Below are 24,753 nucleotides of genomic sequence, written 5' to 3' on the forward strand. Positions count from 1 at the left end.
ATAACCTCATGGCTCGTCGCAGGCATCAGGAAGAACACGTCAACCACGAACGCTGGCTGGTTTCCTACGCTGACTTCATCACGTTGCTGTTCGCGTTCTTCGTGGTGATGTACTCGATTTCGTCGATCAACGAAGGCAAGTACAAGGAAATTTCCGAAGCGCTGGTCGGCGTTTTCAAAGACTCCGACCGCGCGCTGAAACCGATCCAGATCGGCGACGAACGACCGAAGACCGTGACCCCGGCCAAGCCGCTGGTCAAGGACGCCGAGCAGATCGACGCCGGTATCGCCGGCGCCAGCGATCCGCTGAAAAGCATCGCCGATGACATCAGCGCTGCCTTCGGTGACTTGATCAGCTCGAACCAGATGACCGTGCGCGGCAACGAGTTGTGGGTCGAGATCGAACTCAACTCCAGCCTGTTGTTCGGCAGTGGCGACGCCATGCCGAGCGACATTGCGTTCAACATCATCGACAAGGTGGCGGCGATTCTGAAACCGTTCGACAACCCGATCCACGTCGAAGGCTTCACCGATGATCAACCGATCCGCACCGCGCAGTACCCGACCAACTGGGAGCTGTCCTCGGCGCGTTCAGCGAGCATCGTGCGCATGCTGGCGATGCAGGGCGTGAATCCTGGTCGTCTAGCGTCGGTGGGTTACGGCGAGTTTCAACCGGTGGCCAACAACGCTACCGCTGAAGGCCGGGGGAAAAACCGCCGGGTGGTTCTGGTGGTCTCGCGAAACCTCGATGTGCGCCGCAGCCTCACGGGCACTGGAACCGCTAACGCGCAACCGGACGCTGCGTTGAAGCGTGCTGGCACACAAACTGCACCGACCCCGGTCAAGACGCCGGGACGCGAGAGTGCCGTCAATTCTCCGTCACCCGCATTAACACGCTGAGCTATGTCTCGGTCGAGCATATCGGCCGGGAGGAACGAACTGAATGAGAGTCTGGGCAGTCGCCAATCAAAAGGGTGGTGTCGGTAAAACCACATCTTCCATCGCTTTAGCCGGATTGCTGGCCGAGGCGGGCAAGCGCGTGGTTGTGGTCGATCTCGACCCACACGGCTCGATGACCAGCTATTTCGGCTACGACCCCGACAGCCTGGAACACAGCAACTACGACCTGTTTCTGCACAAGGGCAGCGTGCCGCAAGGCCTGCCGGGGCAGTTGCTGTTGTCGACCAGTGACGAACGTATTTCCCTGCTGCCGTCGAGCACCGCGCTGGCGACGCTTGAGCGTCAGTCGCCGGGGCAGAGTGGCTTGGGTCTGGTGATCGCCAAGAGTCTGGCGCAGCTATGGCAGGACTTCGATTACGCGGTCATCGACAGCCCGCCGTTGCTAGGCGTGCTGATGGTCAACGCCCTCGCAGCGAGCCAGCAACTGGTGATCCCGGTGCAGACCGAGCATCTGGCCGTCAAAGGTCTGGAGCGCATGGTCAACACCCTGGCGATGATCAACCGCTCGCGCAAACAGGCGCTGCCGTTCAGCATCGTGCCGACGCTTTTCGATCGCCGTACCCAGGCATCGATGCACACCTTGCGTGTGCTGCGCGACAAATTCCCCGAGGAGATCTGGCAGGGTTACATCCCGGTCGATACCCGTCTGCGCGACGCCAGCCGTGCCGGTGTCACACCTTCGCAATTCGACGGCAAGAGCCGTGGCGTGCTGGCGTATCGCGCGCTGCTCAAGCATCTGTTGGCGCAACAACTTGTTCCGCAGGTGGCGTGAGCATGAATCGCCCGGTCAAACTCACCTCGCGTCCGCAATTGGCGTTGCAGTCTTATCTGGATAATTTGCTGCAGGAAATTCCTGAGGAGCTGCCGCCTGTCATCGAGGCGCAGCCTGAAGTTGTCGAAAGCACTGAGGCGCTGGATGAGTTCCAGGCAGCGGTGCTGGAAGAGCAGGCGCGTGATGCGCAGAAAGCGGCCAAACCCGTCGCGCCGGTTGTTTCACCAGTTGCTGCGCCGGCTGCCAAGGCACCGGTTGCATTGATCGAAACAGCAGAGCCGGTTCGCGCGCCAGTGTCGACACTCGCACCGCTGCTGCAAACCCAATTGTTGAAAACCGCGCCGGAACCGGCCGTGGTCGAAGCGGCTCCAGCACCTGCTCCGGTTGCGCCCGCACCCGTCGAGCAGACGCTGGTGCCGCCTCTGGTGGAAGTGCATCTGCCGCCGAACAACACGCCGCCACCGGTGGAAACCGACGGCCGTCCGGCCTGGGCTTCGGAAGCGTTCGAATGCCTGCTGTTCGACGTCGCCGGGCTGACGCTGGCCGTGCCGCTGGTGTGCCTCGGCTCGATTTATTCGTTGGCCGGCCACGAGCTGACGCCGTTGTTCGGTCAGCCGGAATGGTTCCTCGGGATTCTGCCGAGCCAGGCCGGCAACCTGAAAGTGTTGGACACCGCGCGCTGGGTCATGCCGGATCGCTATCGCGATGACTTCCGTCAGGGCTTGCAGTACGTGATTTCGGTACAAGGTTACGAGTGGGGGCTGGCGGTGCATCAGGTCAGCCGCTCGTTGCGTCTGGACCCGAATGAAATCAAATGGAGAAGTCACCGGGGTCAGCGGCCATGGCTCGCCGGCACCGTGATTGAGCACATGTGTGCATTGCTTGACGTTTCCGCACTGGCCGAGTTGATCGCCAGCGGTGGGGCAAAGCACCTCGGCGGCCACAAGCCGCTACATAAACCGACGTAGCAGCCGACATAACAATCAGGCGACGGCATTGTTGAATGCCGCCACACAGAACACACACCGCCCAGAGCGGTTTTTTCGAGGGGTCAGGGTATGAGTAGTCAGGCGACGAATGCAAAAGGTTCTGAAGATCCGATCCTGCAATGGGTGACCTTCAAACTGGACAACGAAACCTACGGCATCAATGTGATGCGCGTTCAGGAAGTGTTGCGCTACACCGAGATCGCTCCGGTGCCGGGCGCGCCGAGCTACGTGCTGGGCATCATCAACCTGCGCGGTAACGTGGTCACCGTGATCGACACCCGTCAGCGCTTCGGCCTGAGCACCGGTGAGATCAGCGACAACACCCGTATCGTCATCATCGAAGCCGACAAGCAAGTCGTCGGCATCATGGTCGACAGCGTGGCCGAAGTGGTTTACCTGCGTCAGTCGGAAATCGAGACGGCGCCGAACGTCGGTAACGAAGAGTCGGCCAAGTTCATCCAGGGCGTGTGCAACAAGAACAACGAGTTGCTGATCCTGGTCGAGCTGGACAAGATGATGAGCGAAGAAGAATGGTCGGAACTGGAGAGCATCTGATTGATTCTCGAGGTCGCGGTCATTGTCCTGTTCCTCTTCTGGGCAGGCACACTGGCAATGTTTGTGTCGTACATCAAGGCGCAGCGAGTGATCGCTGCGCAACAGGCTCAGGGCGATGCGTTGCGTGATCAGCGCATCAAGGACCTGGCCAAACGTGTCGACGATTACCAGAACGGCAACGTGCGCATGGGCGAAGCCCTGCACGAGCTGCGCGCGGTAGTCGGTCCGTTGCCGGACAAAATCGTTCAGCTGGAACAGCGCGACCCGTCGAGCCTGTCATTCGCCCAGGCGGCGAAGCTGGTGGGGATGGGCGCAAGCGTCGATGAACTGACTCAGTCCTGTGGGTTGACCCAGGCTGAGGCGGAGTTGATGCGCAAGCTTCACAAGAACTGATTGTCGTACCGGGATCGTTCCCACGCTCTGCATGGGAACGCATCTTGGGACGCTCCGCGTTCCGCCTGTGAAATGTGACGCAGAGCGTCACGGGCGGCATTCCCACGCAGAGCGTGGGAACGATCAGTAATCATCCCCGCGATCGGTTACATGCTTCTCGACCATCGGCGCATCCGGATCCTGCCCTTCGGGGAATTTGCCCTTCAGATTCCACGCAAACGCGATGATCTCGGCGATCGTGCGGTACAGCTCTTCGGGAATGCTGTCGCCCAATTCCATCCGCGCGAGCAAGCGCACCAGTTCAGCGTTCTCATAAATCGGCACTTCGCAATCGCGAGCAATGCGCAGGATTTCTTCGGCCAGTTCGTCATCACCCTTGGCGGTGAGGGTTGGCGCGTGGCTGCCGTCGTATTTGAGGGCGATGGCCTGGCGTGGGGCAGTGGAATCGTTCATGCGGTTTCGTCGACCCAGCGGTGTTCGAGACGGGTTTGGTTGCCTTGCGGCGGCGTGCCGAGGTGGCAGTCGATGTCGCCGACGTTAAGCCCGCGATCGAGCAGGCGCTGGCGCAGGGCAAACAGGTTGCTTTCGATCAGGTCGGCGGTGTACGGCCGTTCGGCCCACAGTTGACTGGAAAGGCTGCCGGCGATCAACTGCGCCTGAATCTGCATCGGCCCGAGCGGTTCCATGTCGAACGCCAGATCGACGCGCCACAGTTGTTGCTTGGGCTCGCGCTCGTCACGGCGTTCGTTGGGTTGCGGCTCTCGCTCCGGCGCTTCTTCACGTTGGAACTTGACCTGCAACGGCACGATGTCCTGCAGGTTGCGCATGGGGATCTCCAGCTGCCAGGTGCTGAGCAGGCGCCCGTCGTCGGTGACGCCGGTCTGCTCCAGACTCGACAGTTGATGACTTTGCAGGCGTGAAACGGCGGCAGCAGCGAGGCGCAACAACTGTTCCAGATCGCCTTCGCCGTCCTGACTTTGCAGCAAACGCTCGGGCAGCGGAAAGCTACTGGGCACGGGTTTGGCACTGACCTGGCCAAGCATGCCGAGGGCGTTGCGGACGAAGCTTGGCAGCGCTTGCGCCAAGGTGTTGGCGGCGATGATCGCGTTGAAACTGGTGCTGCTCGGCAGACCCGGGGTCAGTTGTGCGATCAGCTTGAGCAGATCGGCTTTCATGTCCGGAGCCAGCGTCGGGTTCTGGCCGGTCAGCAGTTTTGCTTCGAGGAACGCGCCGCTGTTGGCCAGCGCCAGTGCGACGCCTTTGGCGGTGCTCAGTTGTTGCACGTCCGGCAGGCTGGCAAGGAGTTTGTCGACCACCGCGCGCAGATCAGCAGAGCTTTGGTCGGTCGGCGGCGGCAGGTTCTGCAGGGCGTTCAGCAATCCGGTCAGCGAAGCTTGACGACTTTGTTGGCCGAGCAGTTGCTGACTCACGGCCAATTGTTCCTGACGACTGCTCATGGGCTGGAACTTCAGCGTTTGTGCATCTTCCACCAGCGCCGACAGCAAGGTGCCGATGCGCAGCGGTTGTGGGCTGTCGATGGTCAGGGTGCTGCCGCTCTGTGCGGTGTTGAGCAGAGTGACCAGCGAACGGAATACCGCGGCTTGCCCCGGCGTCTGCGGCAGCACTTGCGAGGTCAATACTTTGCCTTGCAGCAAGGTGCCTACAGGCAATTGCGCAGTATCGATGCGGGTGAGCGTGGCGACGCTGCTGGCGATGGCTTGTTGCACGGTGATCGCCAGGTTGCCCGCCGAGGGCTGAGTGATCGCCAGACTGGTGCCCTGAAGCAGCGGCAGATTGCTGCTGGCCTGCACGGTGGTTTGGCGACCGTTATCTAGGGTGACCTTCAATAGCAGTTCAAAGGTCTGATCCGCCTGCTTGAGCGACAACACCTCGGCTTTGGCGCTTTGCCCGGCGCCGATCAGGCCTTCGACCGGGGTCAGCAGCTTGAGCAGCTCACCGACCTGCGGGCGAACGGTCGCCGGGGTGGTGGGCGGGAGCGGGAGGATGTTCATTTCGCCTGTCATACGCGGACACAACCTGAGGAAATTGCACTCTTGAGAGTAAGGCACGGCATGTATAATGCCGCCCGTCTTGCGCTTCGAATAAAAAACATAGCAATTGTTTGACCCAGCTCTCTGGATCGAGCCGTCAATGCATCTATGCTGCATCTCTTTAACGGCCGCACCAGAGCCGACTTGAACCGTATAAGGCCCGTGATCCCTTGACCAGTCCTGTCCTGCAAACCGTTGCCCTCGCGTGTGAACGTGATCTGCGGCTGCTCTTCGAAAATCTCGAATTGAGACTGGCCAGCGGCGATATGGTGCAGATCAGCGGCCCCAACGGCAGCGGTAAAACCAGCCTGTTACGTTTACTGTCCGGGCTGATGCAGCCGACCGCCGGGCAAGTCCTGCTCAATGGCCAGCCGCTGACCGAACAACGCAGCGAACTCGCACGCAACCTGCTGTGGATCGGCCACGCCGCCGGGATCAAGGATCTGCTGACCCCGGAAGAAAACCTCTCCTGGCTCTGTGCCCTGCATCATCCCGCCGAACGCGAGGCCATCTGGCAAGCCTTGGCAGCAGTAGGATTGCGCGGCTTCGAAGATGTTCCCTGTCACAGCCTGTCTGCCGGTCAGCAGCGCCGTGTGGCGTTGGCGCGGTTGTATCTGGACAGCCCACCGCTGTGGATTCTCGATGAGCCGTTCACTGCCCTCGATAAACAAGGCGTGGCGCAGCTCGAAGAACATCTGGCCGGGCACTGCGAACGCGGCGGTCTGGTGGTGTTGACCACGCACCACACGCTGAGCCGGATGCCGGCCGGTTATCGCGACATCGATCTGGGGAACTGGGCAGTATGAGTGTGTTTGGCCTGCTGGTTGCCCGTGAATCCCGACTGCTGTTTCGCCGCCCGGCGGAACTGGCCAATCCGCTGATTTTCTTCGCCATCGTCATCGCTTTGTTCCCGCTGGCCGTCGGCCCGGAAACTCAAGTGTTGCAAAACCTGTCCCCCGGGTTAGTCTGGGTGGCGGCGCTTTTGTCTGTCCTGCTCTCGCTGGACGGGCTGTTCCGCAGTGATTTCGAAGATGGCTCGCTGGAACAGTGGGTCCTTTCGTCGCACCCGCTGCCACTTCTGGTCTTGGCCAAGGTGCTGGCACACTGGCTTTTCTCTGGATTGGCTCTGGTTTTGCTCTCACCGCTGCTGGCGTTGATGCTCGGTTTGCCTGCCGCCTGCCTGCCGGTTTTGCTGTTTTCGTTGCTGTTGGGCACACCGGTGCTGAGCTTGCTCGGCGCGGTGGGCGCGGCACTGACGGTCGGTTTGAAACGTGGCGGCCTGTTGCTGGCGCTGCTGATCCTGCCGTTGTACATCCCGGTGTTGATCCTCGGCAGTGGCGCCTTGCAGGCAGCCCTCCAAGGCATGCCGGCGACCGGTTATCTGCTGTGGCTGGGTAGCCTGACCGCTCTGGCGATCACCCTGACACCTTTTGCAATAGCTGCTGGCCTGAAGATCAGCGTCGGCGAATAATGAGGTCTGGTTAAAATTTAACCAGCAAAGACCCTGAGACTGCTCACACCGATGAGCGGCACCCGTGATGGAAACAGTATGAACTGGACCTGGTTTCACAAGCTCGGCTCGCCCAAGTGGTTCTACGGCATCAGCAGCAAGTTCCTGCCGTGGTTGAGCATCGCAGCGTTGCTGCTGATTGGCGTCGGCGTCGTTTGGGGCCTGGCCTTCGCGCCGCCGGATTATCAGCAAGGCAACAGCTTTCGCATCATCTACATTCACGTACCTGCCGCGATGCTCGCTCAGTCGATCTACGTGATGCTGGCGGTGTGCGGTGTGGTCGGGCTGGTGTGGAAGATGAAACTGGCCGACGTCGCCCTGCAATGCGCCGCACCGATCGGCGCGTGGATGACCGCCGTGGCGCTGGTCACCGGGGCGATCTGGGGCAAACCGACGTGGGGCTCGTGGTGGGTCTGGGACGCGCGCCTGACCTCGATGCTGATTCTGCTATTCCTGTATTTCGGCGTGATCGCGCTGGGCAATGCCATCAGCAACCGCGACAGCGCGGCCAAGGCCTGCGCGGTGCTGGCCATCGTCGGCGTGATCAACATCCCGATCATCAAATACTCGGTGGAGTGGTGGAACACCCTGCACCAGGGCGCGACCTTCACCCTCACGGAAAAACCGGCGATGCCAGCGGAAATGTGGCTGCCGCTGCTGCTGACGGTGCTGGGCTTCTACTGCTTCTTTGGTGCCGTGCTGTTGCTGCGCATGCGTCTTGAAGTGCTCAAGCGTGAAGCCCGCGCCAGTTGGGTGAAAGAAGAAGTGCAGCACAGTCTGGAGGCCGCTCGATGAGTTTTGCTTCATTCGGCGACTTCCTCGCCATGGGCCATCATGGCCTGTATGTCTGGTCGGCTTACGGCATCTGTCTGGCGGTGCTGATCCTCAACGTGGTAGCGCCGATTGCGGCCCGCAAGCGCTATCTGCAACAAGAGGCGCGTCGTCTGCGCCGGGAGAATGGCAAGTGAATCCGCTGCGCAAGAAACGTCTGATCATCATTCTGGCCATTCTGGTCGGGGTCGGCGCTGCCGTCGGCCTGGCCTTGAGCGCCCTGCAGCAGAACATCAATCTGTTCTACACGCCGACCCAGATCGCCAACGGCGAAGCGCCGCAAGATACGCGCATCCGTGCCGGCGGCATGGTCGAAAAGGGGTCGCTGCAACGTTCGCCGGATTCCCTTGACGTCAAATTCGTCGTCACCGATTTCAATAAATCCGTGACCATCGCCTATCGCGGCATCCTCCCGGATCTGTTCCGCGAAGGGCAGGGCATCGTGGCGTTGGGCAAGATCAACGCTGATGGCGTTGTCGTCGCCGATGAAGTGCTGGCCAAACACGATGAGAAGTACATGCCGCCGGAAGTGACCAAAGCCTTGAAAGACAGCGGTCAATCCGCACCAACGCCTGCGAAGGAGCGTTGATCGATGACGTCGGCGATTTTTATTCCTGAATTGGGCCATCTGGCGATGATTCTGGCGCTGTGTTTTGCGCTAGTGCAGGCCGTGGTGCCATTGGTCGGTGCCTGGCGCGGCGATCGGTTCTGGATGAGTCTGGCCCAGCCGGCCGCCTGGGGGCAGTTTGCGTTTTTGCTGTTTGCGTTCGGCATTCTGACCTACGCGTTCATGAGCGATGACTTCTCCGTCGCCTATGTCGCCAACAACTCCAATACTGCTTTGCCGTGGTATTACAAATTCAGCGCGGTGTGGGGCGCTCACGAAGGGTCGCTGCTGCTGTGGGCATTGATTCTCGGCGGCTGGACGTTCGCGGTGTCGGTGTTCTCGCGGCAGTTGCCGCAAGTCATGCTCGCCCGTGTGCTGGCGGTGATGGGCATGATCAGCACCGGCTTCCTGCTGTTTCTGATCCTGACGTCCAACCCGTTCAAACGCATCCTGCCGCAAATGCCCAGCAATGGCGCTGACCTCAATCCGTTGCTGCAAGACATCGGTCTGATCGTTCACCCGCCAATGTTGTACATGGGCTACGTCGGTTTTTCGGTGGCCTTCGCCTTTGCCATCGCGGCGTTGATGGGCGGTCGTCTTGATGCCGCGTGGGCACGCTGGTCGCGGCCATGGACCATCGTCGCCTGGGCCTTCCTCGGCATCGGCATCACCCTCGGTTCGTGGTGGGCTTACTACGAACTCGGCTGGGGCGGCTGGTGGTTCTGGGACCCGGTGGAAAACGCCTCCTTCATGCCTTGGCTGGTCGGCACCGCGTTGATCCACTCGCTGGCGGTCACGGAAAAACGTGGCGTGTTCAAGAGCTGGACGGTGTTGCTGGCGATTGCAGCGTTCTCGCTGAGCCTGCTCGGGACGTTCCTCGTTCGATCCGGCGTGCTGACCTCGGTGCACGCGTTCGCCTCCGATCCGGAGCGCGGCGTGTTCATCCTGATCTTCCTGTTGTTCGTGGTCGGCGGCTCGCTGACGCTGTTCGCCCTGCGCGCACCCGTGGTCAAGAGCCAGGTCGGTTTCAACCTGTGGTCGCGGGAAACCCTGTTGCTGGGCAACAACCTGGTGCTGGTCGTCGCCGCGTCGATGATCCTGCTCGGCACCCTGTATCCGCTGATTCTCGATGCGATCAGCGGCGCCAAGATGTCGGTCGGCCCGCCGTACTTCAATGCGCTGTTCATTCCGTTGATGGCGCTGCTGATGATGGTCATGGCGGTCGGCGTGATCGTCCGTTGGAAGGACACTCCAGTGAAATGGCTGGCCGGCATGCTCACGCCAGTGCTGCTCGGCAGCGTCGCACTGGCGGTGGTGGCCGGTGTCGCTTACGGCGATTTCAATTGGGCGGTGATCGCGACCTTCCTGCTCGCTGCGTGGGTTTTGCTGGCCGGCGTGCGCGACATCTTCGACAAGACTCGCCACAAAGGCCTGATCAAAGGTTTGCCGACGCTGACCCGCAGTTATTGGGGCATGCAGATCGCCCACCTCGGTATCGCCGTGTGTGCGCTGGGCGTGGTCTTGTCGAGTCAGAACAGTGCCGAACGCGACCTGCGTCTGGCGCCGGGCGAGTCGATGGACCTGGCCGGTTATCACTTTGTCTTCGAAGGCGCCAAACACTTCGAAGGGCCGAACTTCACCTCCGATAAGGGCACCATTCGGGTGATCCGCGACGGCAAGGAAATCAGCGTGCTGCACCCGGAAAAACGTCTGTACACCGTGCAAAGTTCGATGATGACCGAAGCCGGCATCGACGCCGGTTTCACCCGTGACCTTTACGTTGCCCTCGGCGAACCGCTGGACAACGGCGCCTGGGCGGTGCGCGTACACGTCAAACCGTTCGTGCGCTGGATCTGGTTCGGCGGCTTGCTCACCGGTTTCGGTGGTTTGCTGGCGGCACTGGATCGACGTTATCGGGTCAAGGTGAAAGCCAAGGTGCGTGAAGCGCTGGGCATGACGGGAGCGGCTGCATGAGACGTTGGTTGATGCTGGTGCCACTGGCGATTTTTCTGCTGGTGGCGGTGTTTCTTTATCGCGGTCTGTACCTTGATCCGGCGGAGTTGCCGTCGGCGATGATCAACAAGCCGTTCCCGGAGTTTTCCCTGCCGAACGTGCAGGGCGACAAGAGCCTGACCAAGGCTGACATTCTTGGCAAACCGGCGCTGGTCAACGTCTGGGGCACCTGGTGCATTTCCTGCCGGGTCGAGCATCCGGTGCTGAACAAACTCGCCGAGCGCGGCGTGGTGATCTACGGCATCAACTACAAGGACACCAACGCCGATGCCTTGAAGTGGCTGGCCGAATTCCACAATCCGTACGTGCTGGACATCCGCGACGACGAAGGCTCGCTGGGCTTGAACCTCGGTGTGTACGGCGCGCCGGAAACCTTCTTCATCGACGCCAAGGGCATCATCCGCGACAAGTATGTGGGTGTGATCGACGAGCAGGTCTGGCGCGAAAAACTTGCCGCCAAGTATCAGGCGCTGGTCGATGAGGCCAAGCCATGAAGCGTTTTTTAGCGGCGCTGGTATTGGGCTTTAGTCTGGCCGGTGTGGCCCATGCCGCGATCGACACTTACGAGTTCGCCAAAGAAGCTGATCGCGAGCGTTTCCGCGAGTTGACCAAAGAGTTGCGCTGCCCCAAGTGCCAGAATCAGGACATCGCTGACTCCAATGCGCCTATTGCTGCTGACCTGCGTAAAGAGATTTTCCGCATGCTCGGCGAGGGCAAGGATAACCAGCAGATCATCGACTTCATGGTCGATCGCTACGGTGATTTCGTCCGCTACAAACCGGCGCTCAACGCCAAGACAGCGCTGCTGTGGTTCGGCCCGGCCGGGCTGCTGCTCGGTGGTTTGGTGGTGATTGCGGTGATCGTCCGCCGTCGTCGCGGACAGCGTACCGAAACCCCGCAATCGCTTAGCGCCGATGAGCGTCAGCGCCTCGACCAACTGTTGGATAAAAACCAAGAATGATTGATTTCTGGCTTGCCGCAGGGCTGTTGCTTCTGGTCGCCCTGAGTTTTCTGCTGATCCCGGTTTTGCGCGAACGTCGCGCCCAGCGTGAAGAGGATCGAACTGCCCTGAACGTTGCGTTGTATCAGGAGCGTGTTGCCGAGTTGCAATCGCAACAGGCCGAGGGCGTGCTCGACGCCGCGCAAATGGACAGTGGCCGTGCCGAGGCTGCACGTGAGTTGCTGGCGGATACCGAGGGTGTCAGCGCGCCACGGGTTTCCCGACTGGGCAAACCGTTGCCGTTGCTGGCGGCCGTGTTGGTGCCGGTGTTGGGCCTGGGTCTGTACATGCATTTCGGCGCTGCCGACAAAGTCGAGCTGACCCGCGAATTCGCCCAGGCGCCGCAGTCGATGGAAGAGATGACCCAGCGTCTGGAGCGTGCCGTCGCGGCACAACCGGATTCTGCAGAAGGGCTGTATTTCCTTGGCCGCACCTACATGGCTCAGGAGCGTCCGGCGGACGCGGCGAAGATGTTCGAACGCGCGGCCAACTTGGCCGGTCGTCAGCCGGAACTGCTCGGCCAATGGGCGCAGGCGCAGTATTTTGCGGATGGCAAGAAATGGTCGGCGAAGATTCAGGCGTTGACCGACGAAGCGCTGAAGGCTGATCCGAAAGAAGTTACCAGTCTCGGTCTGCTCGGCATCGCTGCGTTCGAAGGCGAGCGCTATCAGGAAGCCATCGACTACTGGACTCGCTTGCTGGCGCAATTGCCGCCGGAAGACAATTCCCGCGCCGCGCTGCAAGGCGGGATCAAACGCGCCGCCGAGCGTCTCGAAGCCAGCGGCGGCAAGGTCGCTGCTGCCCCGGTCGCCGCGAAAGCCGCGCTGTTGAAAGTCAGCGTCGATCTGGCCAGCGAGCTCAAAGGCAAAGTGCAACCGGGCGACAGCGTGTTCATCTTCGCCCGCGCCACCTCTGGCCCACCGGCCCCGCTGGCGGCCAAACGCCTGACCGTGGCCGATCTGCCGATGACCGTCGAACTCGGCGATGGCGACGCAATGATGCCGCAATTGAAACTGTCGAACTTCCCTGAAGTCCAACTGGTTGCGCGCATCTCCCGCGCCGGCCAACCGACTGCCGGCGAATGGGTCGGTCGCAGCGGCCCGCTGGCCAGCAGCACCACTGCGCTACAAAAACTGACCATCGACAGCCCGGACAAATAGCCGGGCACAACAGGAAAGCACCGCCATGCACACCATCGCCCGAATCACAGTCCTCACACTGGCCCTGGGCTTGAGTGCATGTGCGGTGCAACGACCTGAACCGACCACCAACCTGCCGCCGATCCCGCCGTCGCAACCGAGCCCGACCCCGTCGACTTCACCAACGCCCGGCAAAAGCATCCCGGCGAAACCAGCCAAACCGGTGCCGCGCACTTCGGCCAGCTTCGCCCCGCCACCGGGCGGCAACAGCCACTGGGATCAGAAACTCGGCGTCTACGTCCTCGACGACCAGACCAACACCTTCTACCGCCAACGCACCTACTACCGCTGGAACAACGGCTGGAGCCGCTCGATCAGCCCTAACGGCCCGTGGGAAGACACCAACATCCACGGCGTACCGCCGGGGTTGGGCAAGCAGTTCGGGCAGTAAAACGAAAACGGCGATCTTTTGATCGCCGTTTTTTTTCTGTTGTTTGAAACGTTCGCGGGTATTCGCTAGGTCAGCACCCCCTGAACATACTCAACAAACGCCCGCGCCTTGGCACTGGCCATTCTCCCCGTTGGAAACACCGCCCATAAATCCAGATCGGGCAGGGTCCAGTCGTGCATGACGGTTTTCACCGCGCCGCTGGCCAGTTCCGGGGCGAACATCCACTCGGAAGCGAGGGTCAGGCCCTGATTGGCCAGTACGGCTTCGCGCACACCTTCGGCGGCGCTGACGCGCAGGCGTGCGCTGATGATGACGGATTGTTTTTCAGAACCTTTGGCGAACTCCCAGGTGGTACCTCCGCCGAGGTTGTAGACGACCGCCTGGTGTTTGCTCAGTTCGGCAGGGCAGCTCGGTTCGCCGTGCTTGGCAAAGTAGGCCGGGGTGCCAAGCACCACGCGGCGGCAGTCGGCGATCTTGCGGGCGGTGAGTCCTGAGTCGGTGAGTGCACCCATGCGGAAGGCAACGTCGATGCCTTCTTCAACCAGGTTGATGTTGCGGTCGTCGAGCATCAGGTCGATGTTCAGTTGTGGGTGCTGATCGAGGAACGGCCCCAGTTGCGGCACGATGTGCAGGCGGCCGAAGGTCACGGCGGCACTGATGCGCAGGTTGCCGCTCAGACCGCTGGCGCTGCCACGGGCGGCGTTGTCGGCCTCGTCGGCTTCCTCGAGTGCGCGTTTGGCCCGTTCGAAAAAGGCCAGTCCGGCTTCGGTCGGGGTCAGGCCTCGGGTCGAGCGCAGGAGCAGGCTGACGGCCAAGCGTTTTTCCAGATGCGCGATGGTTTTCGAGACGGCGGGCTGGCCAATGTTCAGGCGCCGGGCGGCGGCGGAAAACGAGCCGGTTTCGACGACGCAGACGAAGGTTTCCATGGCGGCGAGGCGGTCCATCTGCGTTCCTTACTAAAATCTCGAAGTCATCATGGAACCTCTGTAGGAGTGAGCCTGCTCGCGATAGCGGTGTGTCAGTCAAATCGATGTCCGCTGGACGGACGCTATCGCGAGCAGGCTCACTCCTACAGGGGATTTGTGTTGTTGATTAGAATGCGGCTTTGCCGACTGAGGCGCCGCCATCGACAAACAGGGTTTGCCCGGTGATGAAGCCGCTCTGCTCGGACAGCAAAAATGCAATCGCTGACGCAATCTCTTCCGGCTGACCAAGCCGTCCCATCGGCACCCCGGCCAGATAGCGTGCTTCGCCTTCACTGCCCGGCGGATTGTTGGCGCGGAACAGTTCGGTTTCGGTCGGCCCCGGTGCCACGGCGTTCACGGTGATCCCGGTTTGCGCCAACTCCAGCGCCCACGAACGGGTAAAGCTGACCAACGCCGCTTTTGCCGCTGCATACGCCGTGCGCTGGGTAATCCCCAGCACCGTGAGGCTGGAAATATTCACCACCCGGCCCCAGCCGCGTGTGCGCATCCCCGGCAACAGTGCCTGAGTCGCCTGCAACGCCGAATGCAGATTCAGCCGCATCACGTCGTCGAAGGCATCCAGATCGATATCGCCCAACGCTTGCGGTCGTACCAGCCCGACGTTGTTCACCAGCCCATCGAACTCATACGTACGCGCCAGTTCTGCGAGAACCTCACCGGTCAACTTGCGATCGCTCAGGTCCAGCGGAAACAGAATGCCCGGAAAGCTCAGATCCGGCTGGCGAGCAATCCCCACCACCCGATGCCCGGCGCGGTCGAGATGTTCGGCCAGCGCCCGGCCAATGCCTTTGCTGGCGCCAGTGATGAGGAAAGTACGTCGGGTCATGGCAACTCCAGGGCATGGATCATCGATTCAGCCGCGCAATGCATCCAGCATCGCTTCAGGCTCGGGACGCTGAGTGTAATCCGGGTTGACCTCGGCGTAACGAATCACGCCATCCTGACCGATCACATACCGCGCCGGCATCGGCAAGGTCCAGGCCGGATCATCATTGAAGCTCGGCAGATCATTGCGCAGATTTTTGTACAGATCGATCAGGTAGTCCGGCAACTCGAAGCGCAGCCCGAAGGCTGCCGCCACGTCATTACGCGGGTCGCTGAGGATCGGAAATTGCAGTTCATTGATGCGTTGCGACTTGCGGCTGTTGGCGGCGATCTGCGGTGAAATCGCCAGCAGACTCGCCCCGGCGTTTTGAAGCACCGGCAGAAACGCGTGTAATGCTTGCAACTCCATATTGCAGTACGGGCACCAGACGCCACGATAAAACGTCAGCACCAACGGCCCCTGCGCCAGCCGATCGGCGGAAGAGACCGCATTGCCCTCAGGATCTTTCAGAGTGAACAGCGGCGCCATGTCGCCGACCTTCAAGGCACGGCTGGCAGCACCGGAGGCAATCAGTTCGGCGGTGGCCCGCTCCATCACCGGGTGGATATCGGCAGGGGCGTTGTAAGGCGGTTTGCCGGCCTTGAAGTCAGCTTTGAAGGCATCGAGTTTTGCTTGCAGGGTCATGGTCGAAAGTCCTGAAGAAGCGCCGGTAGTGGCTGGGTTCAAGAGTGACCGTAAGGGGCGCGCGGGGGAACGCCGGTGCGGGGCATAGCATTCATGCTCGGCGGGAATGAATGAAAACTCACACTCTGCAAAACAACCGGACGTCGCTTTGCGGTTTTCTGTGCTTGAGTAAAGATAACTCTAGGGTTATTTTTAAAAGACCAGGCCAAGGAGGCGATGGGTGCAAAGCAGGCAATTGATCAAGGAGCTGGAGGAGGCTGGGTGGGTGCTGGATCGGATCACCGGCAGTCATCACATCTTCACTCACCGATACAACCCGTACACGATTCCCGTCCCTCACCCGAAAAAGGATTTGCCACTGGGGACGGTCAAAAGCATCAGGAGGCGTGCCGGGTTGTACAACCCGCCAGCCAGTTACCAAGGAGATCCATAATGCAATATCCAATCTGCATCGAATGGGGTGACGAAAATACCGCCATCGGTATTCAGATTCCCGATATTCCCGGCGCCGTTACGGCAGGGGACAGCTTTGAAGATGCCTACAATGCGGCGGTTGAAATCGCCCACATCATGCTGCAAGAGGTTGCGGCGGACGGTGATTCGATTCCTATGCCGACATCGGCATCTGCTCATCGTAGTAATCCGGAATTCGCCGATATGGGCTGGGGCATGCTGGAACTGGATATCTCGCCGTATCTCGGCAAGACCGAGAAGGTCAACGTGACGCTGCCCGGTTACGTGATCCAGCGAATCGATCGTTATGTGCGCGAACACAACGTCAAAAGCCGCTCCTCCTTTCTGGCGGACGCGGCGATGGAAAAACTGGTTCGATATTGAACGTCATCGCTCCCACGGGCGTAGTGAATAACCTGTGGGAGCGAGCTTGCTCGCGAAGCTTCTAACGCCTTACGCCGTTGCCAATGAGCCGCGCTGCGAAGCACTCAAAAACCGCAACAACGCCAACAGCGGAAACACACTGCCGACAATCACGATCCACAACCAGCCGCCATGCTCGTACACCGCACTGGCCACCGACGAACCAAACGCGCCGCCGATGAAAATGCTGGTCATGTACAGCGCGTTCAGACGGCCACGGCTTTTCGCGTCCAGCGAGTAAACAGCGCGTTGGCCGAGGACCATGTTCATCTGCACGCAGAAGTCGAGCACCACGCCGGTCACGGCCAGGCCGATGACACTGTAGGCCGGGTGGATGAAGGCGGGCAGGAAGCTCAGGCTGGCGAACAGCATGGCCAGCAGCGAGGCGATGCGGGTGTGGCCGGCGTCGGCCAGGCGTCCGCTGATGGGGGCGGCGATAGCACCGATGGCGCCGACCAGGGCGAAGATCGCAATTTCGCTTTGCGACAAACCATGGTTACGCGCCAGTTCCAGCGGCACCGCAGTCCAGAACAGGCTGAACGTGGCGAACATGCAGCCCTGATAAAACGCTCGCTGACGCAATACCGGTTGCTGGCGCAACAGCGTCCACAGCGAACCGATCAGTTGGCCATAGGTGGCGCTGTGATCGGGTTGGCGCTTGGGCACGGTCAGTGCCAAGACAACGCTGATTGCCGCCATCAATGCGGCAGCAATCATGAACATCGCCCGCCAGCCGAAATGGTCGGCGACCACACTCGACACCGGCCGTGCCAGCAGAATACCCAGCAGCAGACCGCCCATGATCCCGCCGACCACACGACCACGGGATTCTTCCGGCGCCAAGTGCGCGGCCAGTGGAATCAGAATCTGCACCGACACCGAACTGAAGCCCACCAACAAAGAGATCAGCAAAAACACATTCGGTTGATCGGTAAACGCCGCCGCCAACAGGCTGGCAATCGCCACCACCGTGGTGATGATCATCAACCGGCGGTTTTCCAGCAGATCACCGAGCGGCACCAGAAAGAACAGGCCCAGCGCATAGCCAATCTGCGTCAGCGAGACGATGAAGCTGGCCATGGTGTCGGAGAGACCAATGTCCGGCGCGATAAGACCGATGATTGGCTGCGCGTAGTAAATGTTGGCAACGATGGCGCCGCAGCAGAAGGCGAACAGCAGCACCATGCCTCGGGTCATTGCGTGAGCGGTGGTGGTCATAAGGTTTCTCGATCCAGCGAAAGGGAGTGCGGTGAGGCTATGGGACAAACCGGGCAGGCAGAAGACGCCGGCGGTTGATATCAGTTATTCCGTTGCGGAATGACCCGATGCTATCGACTTGTCATCCATCGGCGGACCTTGCGTCCGACCGTTGCGGGTCGATGATACATTCACTTACATCCTGTTCGATAGCGTGCTTATGTTTGCATCGGCTTGTTCAACATTCATGACCGGAGGATTGCCATGAAGCTTCGCCTTATCGCAACGATTGTCCTGATCAGCCTGCTCGGCGCGACGAGCGTGCAGGCCGCTGATGCACCGGGGATGCGCATGGGTGTGCGCGGCGAGATCACCGGGGTCAGCGCCGACAGCCTCAAAGTCCACGTCAACAGCGGTGAGAACGTGGTGATTCAGTTGACCGATGAGACCAAGGTTCGCGCCGTCACCCTGGCCAATATCGAAGACATCAAGCCCGGCAGCTACATCGGTTCGGCGGCAACTCCGCAGGAGGATGGCACGCTCAAGGCGCTGGAAGTTCATGTATTCCCGCCGGAGCTGGCGGGCAGTGGCGACGGTCATCGGCCGTTCGATCTGGCCAAGGGCAGCAGCATGACCAATGGCAGCGTCGGCGATCTGGTGGTGAGCAACGGGCGGGTGCTGACGGTGAACTACAAGGGCGGGCAACAGAAGATTCTGGTGCCGGAGGATGTGCCGATCGTCAATCTGGAGCCGGGGGATCGGAGCTTGCTCAAGGTCGGGGTGAAGATTGTCATGTTTGTAACGCAGAGCGCGGATGGCACGTTGACCGCGCAATCGATTTCTGCGGGTAAGGATGGGGTCACCCCGCCGATGTAAAAGCCCCTCACCCTAGCCCTCTCCCGGAGGGAGAGGGGACTGATTGGGGGATGCTTCGAAGGTGCGCCGACCTGAACGTGATTTAGTGAATCCATAATCGACGCAATCTTTCAGGTCGATGTTTGACCCGAGACACCTCGGTCGGCCCCCTCTCCCTCCGGGAGAGGGCTGGGGTGAGGGTAAAGCGGCCACAAAAAAAGGCGACCGTTGAGGGTCGCCTTTTTCATGTCAGCTTAACTGTTACTGGCCGGTATAGATCTGATCGAAAACCCCACCATCATTGAAGTGAGTCTTTTGCACGGTGCGCCAGTCGCCGAAGGTCTTCTCAACCGAAAGGAAATCAACTTTCGGGAAACGATCGGTGTACTTCGCCAGCACCGCCGGGTCACGCGGACGCAGGTAGTTCGCCGCAGCAATCTCCTGACCTTCCGGCGACCACAGATACTTCAAGTACTCATCCGCCGCTGCCCGCGAGCCTTTCTTGTCGACCACTTTATCGACCACTTTATCGACCACCGACACCGGTGGCTCAGCCTCAGCCGATACACTCGGATAGATCACTTCAAACTGATCACGACCAAACTCGCGGGCGATCATTTCCGCTTCGTTTTCGAAGGTCACCAGCACGTCGCCGATCTGGTTGGTCATGAACGTGGTGGTGGCGGCGCGGCCACCGGTGTCCAGTACCGGCGCTTGCTTGAACAGTTTGCCGACGAAGTCCTTGGCCTTGTTCTCGTCGCCGCCGTTCTTCAGCACGTAACCCCAGGCCGAGAGGTAGGTGTAGCGGCCGTTACCTGAGGTTTTCGGGTTCGGCACGATCACTTGCACGCCGTCCTTGAGCAGATCCGGCCAGTCTTTCAGGGCTTTCGGGTTGCCTTTGCGGACGATAAACACCGTGGCCGAAGTGAACGGCGCGCTGTTGTTCGGCAGGCGCGTGACCCAGTTCTCCGGCACCAGTTTGCCGTTGTCGGCGAGGGCGTTGATGTCGGTGGCCATGTTCATGGTGATGACGTCAGCCGGCAGGCCATCGATCACCGAGCGCGCTTGCTTGCTCGAACCGCCGAAGGACATCTGTACGGTGATGTTTTCGTTGTGCTCGGCTTGCCAGTGTTTCTGGAACGCAGTGTTGTAGTCCTTGTAGAAATCGCGCATCACGTCGTAGGAAACGTTGAGCAGCGTCGGGGCTGCCTGAGCGATGTTGGCCAAGGCCAGGCCGGCGGCGAGAAGTGAGGCGCCAAAGAGTTTTTTCACTGCGCATTCCTTGTTTTATCGGTGTAGGAGCAGGGGGTGATGTTCAATTGCCACTGACTATAACGGGGTGCGCATAGTCGTTTAAAGATTAAAAAGCTCTTTGCTTATTCCAGTTTCTTGAACAGTGCGTTGCCACATCGCGAGCAGAACGCGGCGCCGTGTTCATGGCTGTTTTTCTTGCACACCGGGCAGTCGTGTTGCAGCTGTTCACCGCGCATGGCGTTGGCCAGTTCGGCGGTGAAAATCCCCGTCGGCACGGCGATGATCGAATAACCGGTGATCATCACCAGCGATGAAATCACCTGGCCCAGCGCGGTCTTCGGCACGATGTCGCCGAAGCCCACCGTGGTCAGCGTGACGATCGCCCAATAGATGCCTTTGGGAATGCTGGTGAAGCCGTGTTCCGGGCCTTCGATCACGTACATCAAGGTGCCGAACACCGTCACCAGCGTGCAGACGCTGACCAGAAACACGACGATTTTCTGCTTGCTGCCACGCAGCGCCGACATCAAATAGTTGGCTTGCTTGAGGTACGGGCTGAGTTTGAGCACGCGGAAAATCCGCAGCATGCGGATGATCCGAATGATCAGCAGGTACTGCGCGTCGCTGTAATACAGGGCGAGGATGCCGGGCACGATCGCCAGCAAATCCACCAACCCGTAAAAGCTGAAGGCGTAGCGCAAGGGTTTCGGTGAGCAATAAAGACGCAGGATGTACTCGCCGAGAAAGATGATCGTGAAGCCCCACTCGATGTAGGCCAGCACGTCGGCGTAGTTCTGGTGAATGCTGTCGATGCTGTCGAGCATCACGATCACCAGACTGGCGAGGATGATCAACAGCAAGATGCCGTCGAAGCGACGCCCGGCGAGGGTGTCGCTTTGGAAAATCATGACGTAAAGCCGTTCGCGCCAACTGTTGCTGCTGTCCATGGATAACGCCTGAATCGAAGATCAGCGCAGCCTAGGTTGATTCTCCCCATGAGCGCAAGGCGCACGCTCGACCGGGGTTTTGCCGAGCATCTGGATACCGGCGCGGATCAGCCAGCCGGCGAGGATGAACGGCGCGGTCAGGGTCGCAAGGCCAACCGCTGCAAACAGCGGCGTGACCAGCAGCGCGAGAACGATACCGAGCAGCGGCAGCCACGGTTGTTGTCGTTGCGCAGAGAACGCGAGTGCGGCCAATACGGCGTTGTAGCTGCCCAAACCCAAGAGCGCAGCGCTGGTTTCGTGGTGCAGCAGGCTCGAGGCCAGACCGATGGCTGACGCCAGCATTGCCCAGCAGAACGCCCGGCGATCAGCCATCAGCAAACCAATGGCGATGAGCGCGCCGGCCAGCGGATGACCAAGGAACATCACCTGGCCCAAACCGCGCAGCTCGGCGGCGAGCAAGTTCAGCGTGTTCATCTCGATGTGCGCCATCGGCGCTGACGGTTCGGCGAACAGCAGCAGGATCCAGCTCAGCGCCACGAACGGCGAGGTATAAGCCGGAATGGAGCGGCTGCGGTAGACATGTTTGAGCCATTGCTGTGTGGCCATTGCGCTCAAGCCGCCGGCGGCGAGAATCAGCGGCGGCAGCATCGGCGACCACGGGAAATACAGGCTCAGCAGCAGACCGAGCAAAATGCCGTTGTAGCTGAACAGTCCGGCCTGGCGATCAGCCTTGGCGTAGTTGCGTCGTTGTGCAGTGAGCAAACCGGCGACGGCACCGAGCAGCGCTCCGGCGAACAGCACGGGTGCGGTCAGCAGGATCGCCAACAGGCACAGCAGGCCGCACAGCGGATGGCGCTGGAGGAATATTTGACTGAAACCGTTGAGCAAAGCCTCGGCCCAGTCGGGGCAGTGGGTGTTGAAATGATTGGCAGGCATGGGCAGTTCATTCGTTACTGATCGTTCCCACGTCGAGGCGTCGAACCGTCTGCGTGGGAATGCCTCAAAGGACGCTCTGCGTCTGCTCTTGGGACGCAGAGCGTCCCGGGCCGCATTCCCACGCGGAGCGTGGGAACGATCATGGTGGGCGGTTAAATCAACGTTTCGATCCGCAGCGAGTTAGTCGACCCAGGCTGACCAAACGGCACGCCGGCAGTGATCAGCAGCGTGTCACCACGCTCGGCCATACCCTGAGCCTGGGCGATTTCCAGCGCCGTCGAGCAAACCTCATCGACCTGACGCAGGCGATCGTTGACCACCGAGTGAATCCCCCACGCCACGCTCAGACGCCGCGCGGTTTGCAGGTTCGGCGTCAGGTTGAGGATCGGCGCTTTCGGCCGTTCCCGCGCTGCACGCAAACTCGAGGTACCCGACTCGCTGTAATTGACCAGCACCGCGACCGGCAGCACGTTGCTGATGCGACGGATCGCGCAGCTGATCGCATCGGAAACCGTCGCTTCAGCCTTCGGCCGACTGACGTCGAGCTGCGTCTGATAATCCGGGCCGTTTTCCACCTGACGAATGATCTTGCTCATCATCTGCACAGCTTCGAGTGGGTATTCGCCGGACGCCGTTTCCGCCGACAGCATCACCGCATCGGCGCCTTCGGCCACGGCGTTGGCAACGTCAGTCACCTCGGCGCGGGTCGGGGCAGGGGAGAAGCGCATCGACTCCAGCATCTGCGTCGCCACCACCACCGGTTTACCGAGTTCGCGGCAGATAGTGATGATGTTTTTCTGAATCTGCGGCACGCTTTCGGCGGGCACTTCAACGCCGAGATCACCGCGAGCAACCATGATCGCGTCGCTCAGTTCAGCGATTTCACGCAGCTGTTCAACGGCGGAAGGCTTCTCGATTTTCGCCATCAAAAAGGCTTTGTCGCCGATCAGTGCGCGGGCTTCGACGATGTCTTGCGGGCGCTGCACAAACGACAGCGCGACCCAGTCCACGCCCAGTTCCAGACCGAAGCTCAGGTCGCGGCGATCCTTGGCGGTCAGCGGGCTGAGGTCGAGCACCGCTTGCGGCACGTTGACGCCTTTGCGGTCCGACAGTTCGCCGCCATTGAGCACGGTGGTATCGATCGCGTCAGCGTATTTGGTTACCACGCGCAGACGCAGTTTGCCGTCGTCGAGCAGCAGATCCATACCGGCTTCCAGCGCGGCAATGATCTCCGGATGCGGCAGATTTACCCGGCGCTCATCGCCCGGTGTTGCGTCCAGATCGAGACGGAAGGCCTGACCACGATGCAGCTGCACCTTGCCGTCAGCGAACTTGCCGACGCGCAGTTTCGGCCCCTGCAAGTCCATCAGAATGCCCAGCGGATAGTTGAGCTGGCGCTCGACTTCGCGGATCCACTGATAGCGCTTGGCGTGGTCGGCGTGATCGCCGTGGCTGAAGTTCAGGCGGAAAATATTCACCCCGACCTCGACCAGTTCACGGATGTCTTCGATGCCATCGACAGCAGGCCCGAGGGTGGCGAGGATTTTGACCTTTTTATCAGGCGTCATGATTTGCAGCTCTCAAGGATCAGAATGGCGCGGAAGTCGTTGACGTTGGTGCGGGTCGGCTCGGTGACGATCAGCGCATCGAGCGCCGCGAAATAGCCGTAGCCGTTGTTGTTATCCAGCTCGTCGCTGGCGCTCAAACCGAGGGCGGCGGCGCAGGCGTAGCTGTCCGGGGTCATGATCGCCCCGGCGTTGTCTTCCGAGCCGTCGATGCCGTCGGTGTCACCGGCCAGCGCGTAGACGCCAGGCTGGCCTTTAAGATTTTCGGTCAGGCTCAGAAGGAATTCGGCATTGCGTCCGCCACGGCCATTGCCGCGCACGGTCACGGTGGTTTCGCCGCCGGAGAGAATCACGCACGGCGCTGCGAGTGGCTGGCCGTGATTGATGATCTGGCGAGCGATGCCGGCGTGGACTTTCGCCACTTCGCGCGACTCACCTTCGAGGTCGCCAAGGATCAGCGTGCTGAAACCGGCCTGACGGCATTTCACCGCCGCCGCATCCAGCGATTGCTGAGGGCGGGCGATCAATTGGAAGTGGCTGCGCGCCAGGCTCGGATCACCGGGTTTGACGGTTTCCGACTCAGGACTTTGCAACCAGCTGCGCACCGAAACCGGAATCTCGATGCCGTAGCGTTTGATGATCGCCAGCGCTTCGGCGGAGGTGCTTGGATCGGCCACGGTCGGGCCGGAAGCGATGACCGTGGCGAGGTCGCCCGGCACATCGGAAATCGCGTAGGTGTAGACAGTGGCTGGCCAGCAGGCCTTGCCGAGACGGCCGCCCTTGATCGCCGAGAGGTGCTTGCGCACGCAGTTCATCTCGCCGATGGTCGCGCCGGATTTGAGCAGGGCTTTGTTGATCGATTGCTTGTCGGCGAGGGTAATGCCTGCGGCCGGCAACGCCAGCAGGGCCGAGCCGCCACCGGAGAGCAGGAAGATCACGCGGTCGTCTTCCGTCAGGTTGCTGACCAGTTCGAGCACGCGTTTGGCCACGGCCAGACCGGCAGCGTCCGGCACCGGATGCGCGGCTTCGACCACTTCGATTTTTTCGCACGGGGCGCCGTGACCGTAACGGGTCACAACCAGGCCAGACACTTCACCTTCCCAGCTGCGCTCGACCACTTGCGCCATGGCGGCGGCGGCTTTGCCGGCACCGATGACGATCACCCGGCCGGTACGATCGGCAGGCAGATGGGCTTCGAGGACCTGGTTCGGATGGGCCGCGTCGATGGCTGTGGCAAACAGCTCGCGCAGCAGTTGTTGCGGATCGACCGACATGGCGGGCTCCCAATCTTATTGTTCTTGGTTAATGCTGATGATCGTTCCCACGCTCTGCGTGGGAATGCCTCAATGGACGCTCT

29 protein-coding genes are annotated in these 24,753 nt (G+C 60.7%); 18 read left to right on the forward strand and 11 right to left on the reverse strand.

Annotated features, from left to right (window positions below; all coding sequences use genetic code 11):
• Positions 1–8 precede the first annotated feature (8 nt).
• The 5 genes from motD (at position 9) to ACZZ0G_RS20390 (ending at position 3,668) form a co-directional block, all read left to right on the forward strand.
• Positions 9–899 carry a flagellar motor protein MotD gene (gene motD / locus ACZZ0G_RS20370; protein WP_064390875.1) on the forward strand — a complete coding sequence of 297 codons (891 nt, stop codon included), beginning with the start codon at positions 9–11 and terminating at the stop codon, positions 897–899.
• A 43-nt stretch (positions 900–942) separates the two neighbouring features.
• The gene (locus ACZZ0G_RS20375) at positions 943–1,731 is read left to right on the forward strand and encodes a ParA family protein (protein ID WP_007919990.1); all 789 of its coding nucleotides are present in this window, start codon (positions 943–945) and stop codon (positions 1,729–1,731) included.
• Between the two features lie 2 nt (positions 1,732–1,733).
• Positions 1,734–2,699: a CheW domain-containing protein gene (locus ACZZ0G_RS20380; protein WP_463557314.1), complete on the forward strand. Its 966-nt coding sequence runs from the start codon at positions 1,734–1,736 to the stop codon at positions 2,697–2,699.
• Positions 2,700–2,789: 90 nt separating this feature from the next.
• On the forward strand, positions 2,790–3,275 hold the full coding sequence (locus tag ACZZ0G_RS20385) for a chemotaxis protein CheW (RefSeq protein WP_095050193.1): 486 nt from the start codon (positions 2,790–2,792) through the stop codon (positions 3,273–3,275).
• A complete protein-coding gene (locus tag ACZZ0G_RS20390) occupies positions 3,276–3,668 on the forward strand; it encodes a DUF2802 domain-containing protein (RefSeq protein ID WP_322846361.1) in 393 nt (130 codons plus the stop codon).
• 123 nt (positions 3,669–3,791) lie between these two features.
• On the opposite strand, the gene ACZZ0G_RS20395 is transcribed toward ACZZ0G_RS20390, so the two are convergent.
• Complete coding sequence (locus ACZZ0G_RS20395; RefSeq protein WP_463557315.1) at positions 3,792–4,121, reverse strand: EscU/YscU/HrcU family type III secretion system export apparatus switch protein; 330 nt, start codon at positions 4,119–4,121, stop codon at positions 3,792–3,794.
• Complete coding sequence (gene fliK / locus ACZZ0G_RS20400) at positions 4,118–5,692, reverse strand: flagellar hook-length control protein FliK (protein WP_463557316.1); 1,575 nt, start codon at positions 5,690–5,692, stop codon at positions 4,118–4,120. The genes ACZZ0G_RS20395 and fliK overlap by 4 nt, the downstream gene beginning before the upstream one ends.
• A 197-nt stretch (positions 5,693–5,889) precedes the next feature.
• Here fliK and ccmA point away from each other — a divergent pair, with 197 nt between their 5' ends.
• From ccmA to ACZZ0G_RS20450, 10 genes are all read left to right on the forward strand, one after another.
• Positions 5,890–6,525 (forward strand): cytochrome c biogenesis heme-transporting ATPase CcmA, encoded by a 636-nt coding sequence (gene ccmA, locus ACZZ0G_RS20405; protein WP_016987486.1) that lies wholly within the window; start codon positions 5,890–5,892, stop codon positions 6,523–6,525.
• Positions 6,522–7,190 (forward strand): heme exporter protein CcmB, encoded by a 669-nt coding sequence (ccmB, locus tag ACZZ0G_RS20410; protein WP_008083427.1) that lies wholly within the window; start codon positions 6,522–6,524, stop codon positions 7,188–7,190. Before ccmA ends, ccmB begins: the two co-directional genes overlap by 4 nt.
• A 78-nt stretch (positions 7,191–7,268) precedes the next feature.
• The gene (locus tag ACZZ0G_RS20415; RefSeq protein WP_016987487.1) at positions 7,269–8,024 is read left to right on the forward strand and encodes a heme ABC transporter permease; all 756 of its coding nucleotides are present in this window, start codon (positions 7,269–7,271) and stop codon (positions 8,022–8,024) included.
• Entirely contained in the window at positions 8,021–8,197 is a 177-nt protein-coding gene (gene ccmD, locus ACZZ0G_RS20420) for a heme exporter protein CcmD (protein ID WP_003222944.1), read from the forward strand. The genes ACZZ0G_RS20415 and ccmD overlap by 4 nt, the downstream gene beginning before the upstream one ends.
• Positions 8,194–8,649, forward strand: coding sequence for a cytochrome c maturation protein CcmE (gene ccmE / locus ACZZ0G_RS20425; protein ID WP_463557317.1), 456 nt, complete (start codon positions 8,194–8,196; stop codon positions 8,647–8,649). Before ccmD ends, ccmE begins: the two co-directional genes overlap by 4 nt.
• Before the next feature lie 3 nt (positions 8,650–8,652).
• The gene (locus ACZZ0G_RS20430) at positions 8,653–10,641 is read left to right on the forward strand and encodes a heme lyase CcmF/NrfE family subunit (RefSeq protein WP_463557318.1); all 1,989 of its coding nucleotides are present in this window, start codon (positions 8,653–8,655) and stop codon (positions 10,639–10,641) included.
• Positions 10,638–11,174: a DsbE family thiol:disulfide interchange protein gene (locus ACZZ0G_RS20435; protein ID WP_016987490.1), complete on the forward strand. Its 537-nt coding sequence runs from the start codon at positions 10,638–10,640 to the stop codon at positions 11,172–11,174. Before ACZZ0G_RS20430 ends, ACZZ0G_RS20435 begins: the two co-directional genes overlap by 4 nt.
• Positions 11,171–11,641, forward strand: a complete 471-nt coding sequence (locus ACZZ0G_RS20440; protein ID WP_463557319.1) for a cytochrome c-type biogenesis protein — start codon at positions 11,171–11,173, stop codon at positions 11,639–11,641. The genes ACZZ0G_RS20435 and ACZZ0G_RS20440 overlap by 4 nt, the downstream gene beginning before the upstream one ends.
• Positions 11,638–12,840 (forward strand): c-type cytochrome biogenesis protein CcmI, encoded by a 1,203-nt coding sequence (gene ccmI / locus ACZZ0G_RS20445; RefSeq protein WP_463557320.1) that lies wholly within the window; start codon positions 11,638–11,640, stop codon positions 12,838–12,840. The genes ACZZ0G_RS20440 and ccmI overlap by 4 nt, the downstream gene beginning before the upstream one ends.
• Positions 12,841–12,865: 25 nt before the next feature.
• Positions 12,866–13,270, forward strand: a complete 405-nt coding sequence (locus ACZZ0G_RS20450; RefSeq protein ID WP_158830025.1) for a hypothetical protein — start codon at positions 12,866–12,868, stop codon at positions 13,268–13,270.
• A gap of 65 nt (positions 13,271–13,335) precedes the next feature.
• Here ACZZ0G_RS20450 and ACZZ0G_RS20455 read toward each other — a convergent pair whose 3' ends face one another.
• From ACZZ0G_RS20455 to ACZZ0G_RS20465, 3 genes are all read right to left on the reverse strand, one after another.
• Positions 13,336–14,214, reverse strand: a complete 879-nt coding sequence (locus ACZZ0G_RS20455; RefSeq protein WP_463557321.1) for a LysR family transcriptional regulator — start codon at positions 14,212–14,214, stop codon at positions 13,336–13,338.
• Between the two features lie 148 nt (positions 14,215–14,362).
• Complete coding sequence (locus ACZZ0G_RS20460) at positions 14,363–15,082, reverse strand: SDR family oxidoreductase (protein WP_463397176.1); 720 nt, start codon at positions 15,080–15,082, stop codon at positions 14,363–14,365.
• A 27-nt stretch (positions 15,083–15,109) separates the two neighbouring features.
• Positions 15,110–15,766 (reverse strand): peroxiredoxin-like family protein, encoded by a 657-nt coding sequence (locus ACZZ0G_RS20465; protein ID WP_463557322.1) that lies wholly within the window; start codon positions 15,764–15,766, stop codon positions 15,110–15,112.
• Positions 15,767–15,986: 220 nt separating this feature from the next.
• Between ACZZ0G_RS20465 and ACZZ0G_RS20470 the strand changes: the two genes are divergently transcribed.
• Both ACZZ0G_RS20470 and ACZZ0G_RS20475 read left to right on the forward strand, forming a co-directional pair.
• On the forward strand, positions 15,987–16,199 hold the full coding sequence (locus tag ACZZ0G_RS20470; RefSeq protein WP_108226823.1) for a type II toxin-antitoxin system HicA family toxin: 213 nt from the start codon (positions 15,987–15,989) through the stop codon (positions 16,197–16,199).
• Entirely contained in the window at positions 16,199–16,603 is a 405-nt protein-coding gene (locus ACZZ0G_RS20475) for a type II toxin-antitoxin system HicB family antitoxin (protein ID WP_463557323.1), read from the forward strand. Before ACZZ0G_RS20470 ends, ACZZ0G_RS20475 begins: the two co-directional genes overlap by 1 nt.
• Before the next feature lie 69 nt (positions 16,604–16,672).
• Here ACZZ0G_RS20475 and ACZZ0G_RS20480 read toward each other — a convergent pair whose 3' ends face one another.
• A complete protein-coding gene (locus ACZZ0G_RS20480) occupies positions 16,673–17,860 on the reverse strand; it encodes an MFS transporter (RefSeq protein WP_463557324.1) in 1,188 nt (395 codons plus the stop codon).
• Between the two features lie 243 nt (positions 17,861–18,103).
• Between ACZZ0G_RS20480 and ACZZ0G_RS20485 the strand changes: the two genes are divergently transcribed.
• Positions 18,104–18,715 (forward strand): DUF5666 domain-containing protein, encoded by a 612-nt coding sequence (locus ACZZ0G_RS20485; RefSeq protein ID WP_463557325.1) that lies wholly within the window; start codon positions 18,104–18,106, stop codon positions 18,713–18,715.
• Positions 18,716–18,955: 240 nt separating this feature from the next.
• Here ACZZ0G_RS20485 and ACZZ0G_RS20490 read toward each other — a convergent pair whose 3' ends face one another.
• From ACZZ0G_RS20490 to ACZZ0G_RS20510, 5 genes are all read right to left on the reverse strand, one after another.
• On the reverse strand, positions 18,956–19,966 hold the full coding sequence (locus tag ACZZ0G_RS20490; RefSeq protein ID WP_463557326.1) for a sulfate ABC transporter substrate-binding protein: 1,011 nt from the start codon (positions 19,964–19,966) through the stop codon (positions 18,956–18,958).
• 104 nt (positions 19,967–20,070) lie between these two features.
• Positions 20,071–20,895, reverse strand: a complete 825-nt coding sequence (locus ACZZ0G_RS20495) for an ion transporter (protein WP_463557327.1) — start codon at positions 20,893–20,895, stop codon at positions 20,071–20,073.
• A gap of 21 nt (positions 20,896–20,916) precedes the next feature.
• On the reverse strand, positions 20,917–21,831 hold the full coding sequence (locus ACZZ0G_RS20500; RefSeq protein ID WP_463557328.1) for an urea transporter: 915 nt from the start codon (positions 21,829–21,831) through the stop codon (positions 20,917–20,919).
• Positions 21,832–21,983: 152 nt separating this feature from the next.
• On the reverse strand, positions 21,984–23,399 hold the full coding sequence (gene pyk, locus ACZZ0G_RS20505; RefSeq protein WP_463557329.1) for a pyruvate kinase: 1,416 nt from the start codon (positions 23,397–23,399) through the stop codon (positions 21,984–21,986).
• A complete protein-coding gene (locus ACZZ0G_RS20510; RefSeq protein ID WP_463557330.1) occupies positions 23,396–24,670 on the reverse strand; it encodes a glycerate kinase type-2 family protein in 1,275 nt (424 codons plus the stop codon). The genes pyk and ACZZ0G_RS20510 overlap by 4 nt, the downstream gene beginning before the upstream one ends.
• Positions 24,671–24,753: the final 83 nt, after the last annotated feature.

Source organism: Pseudomonas sp. AC169 (assembly GCF_979258515.1).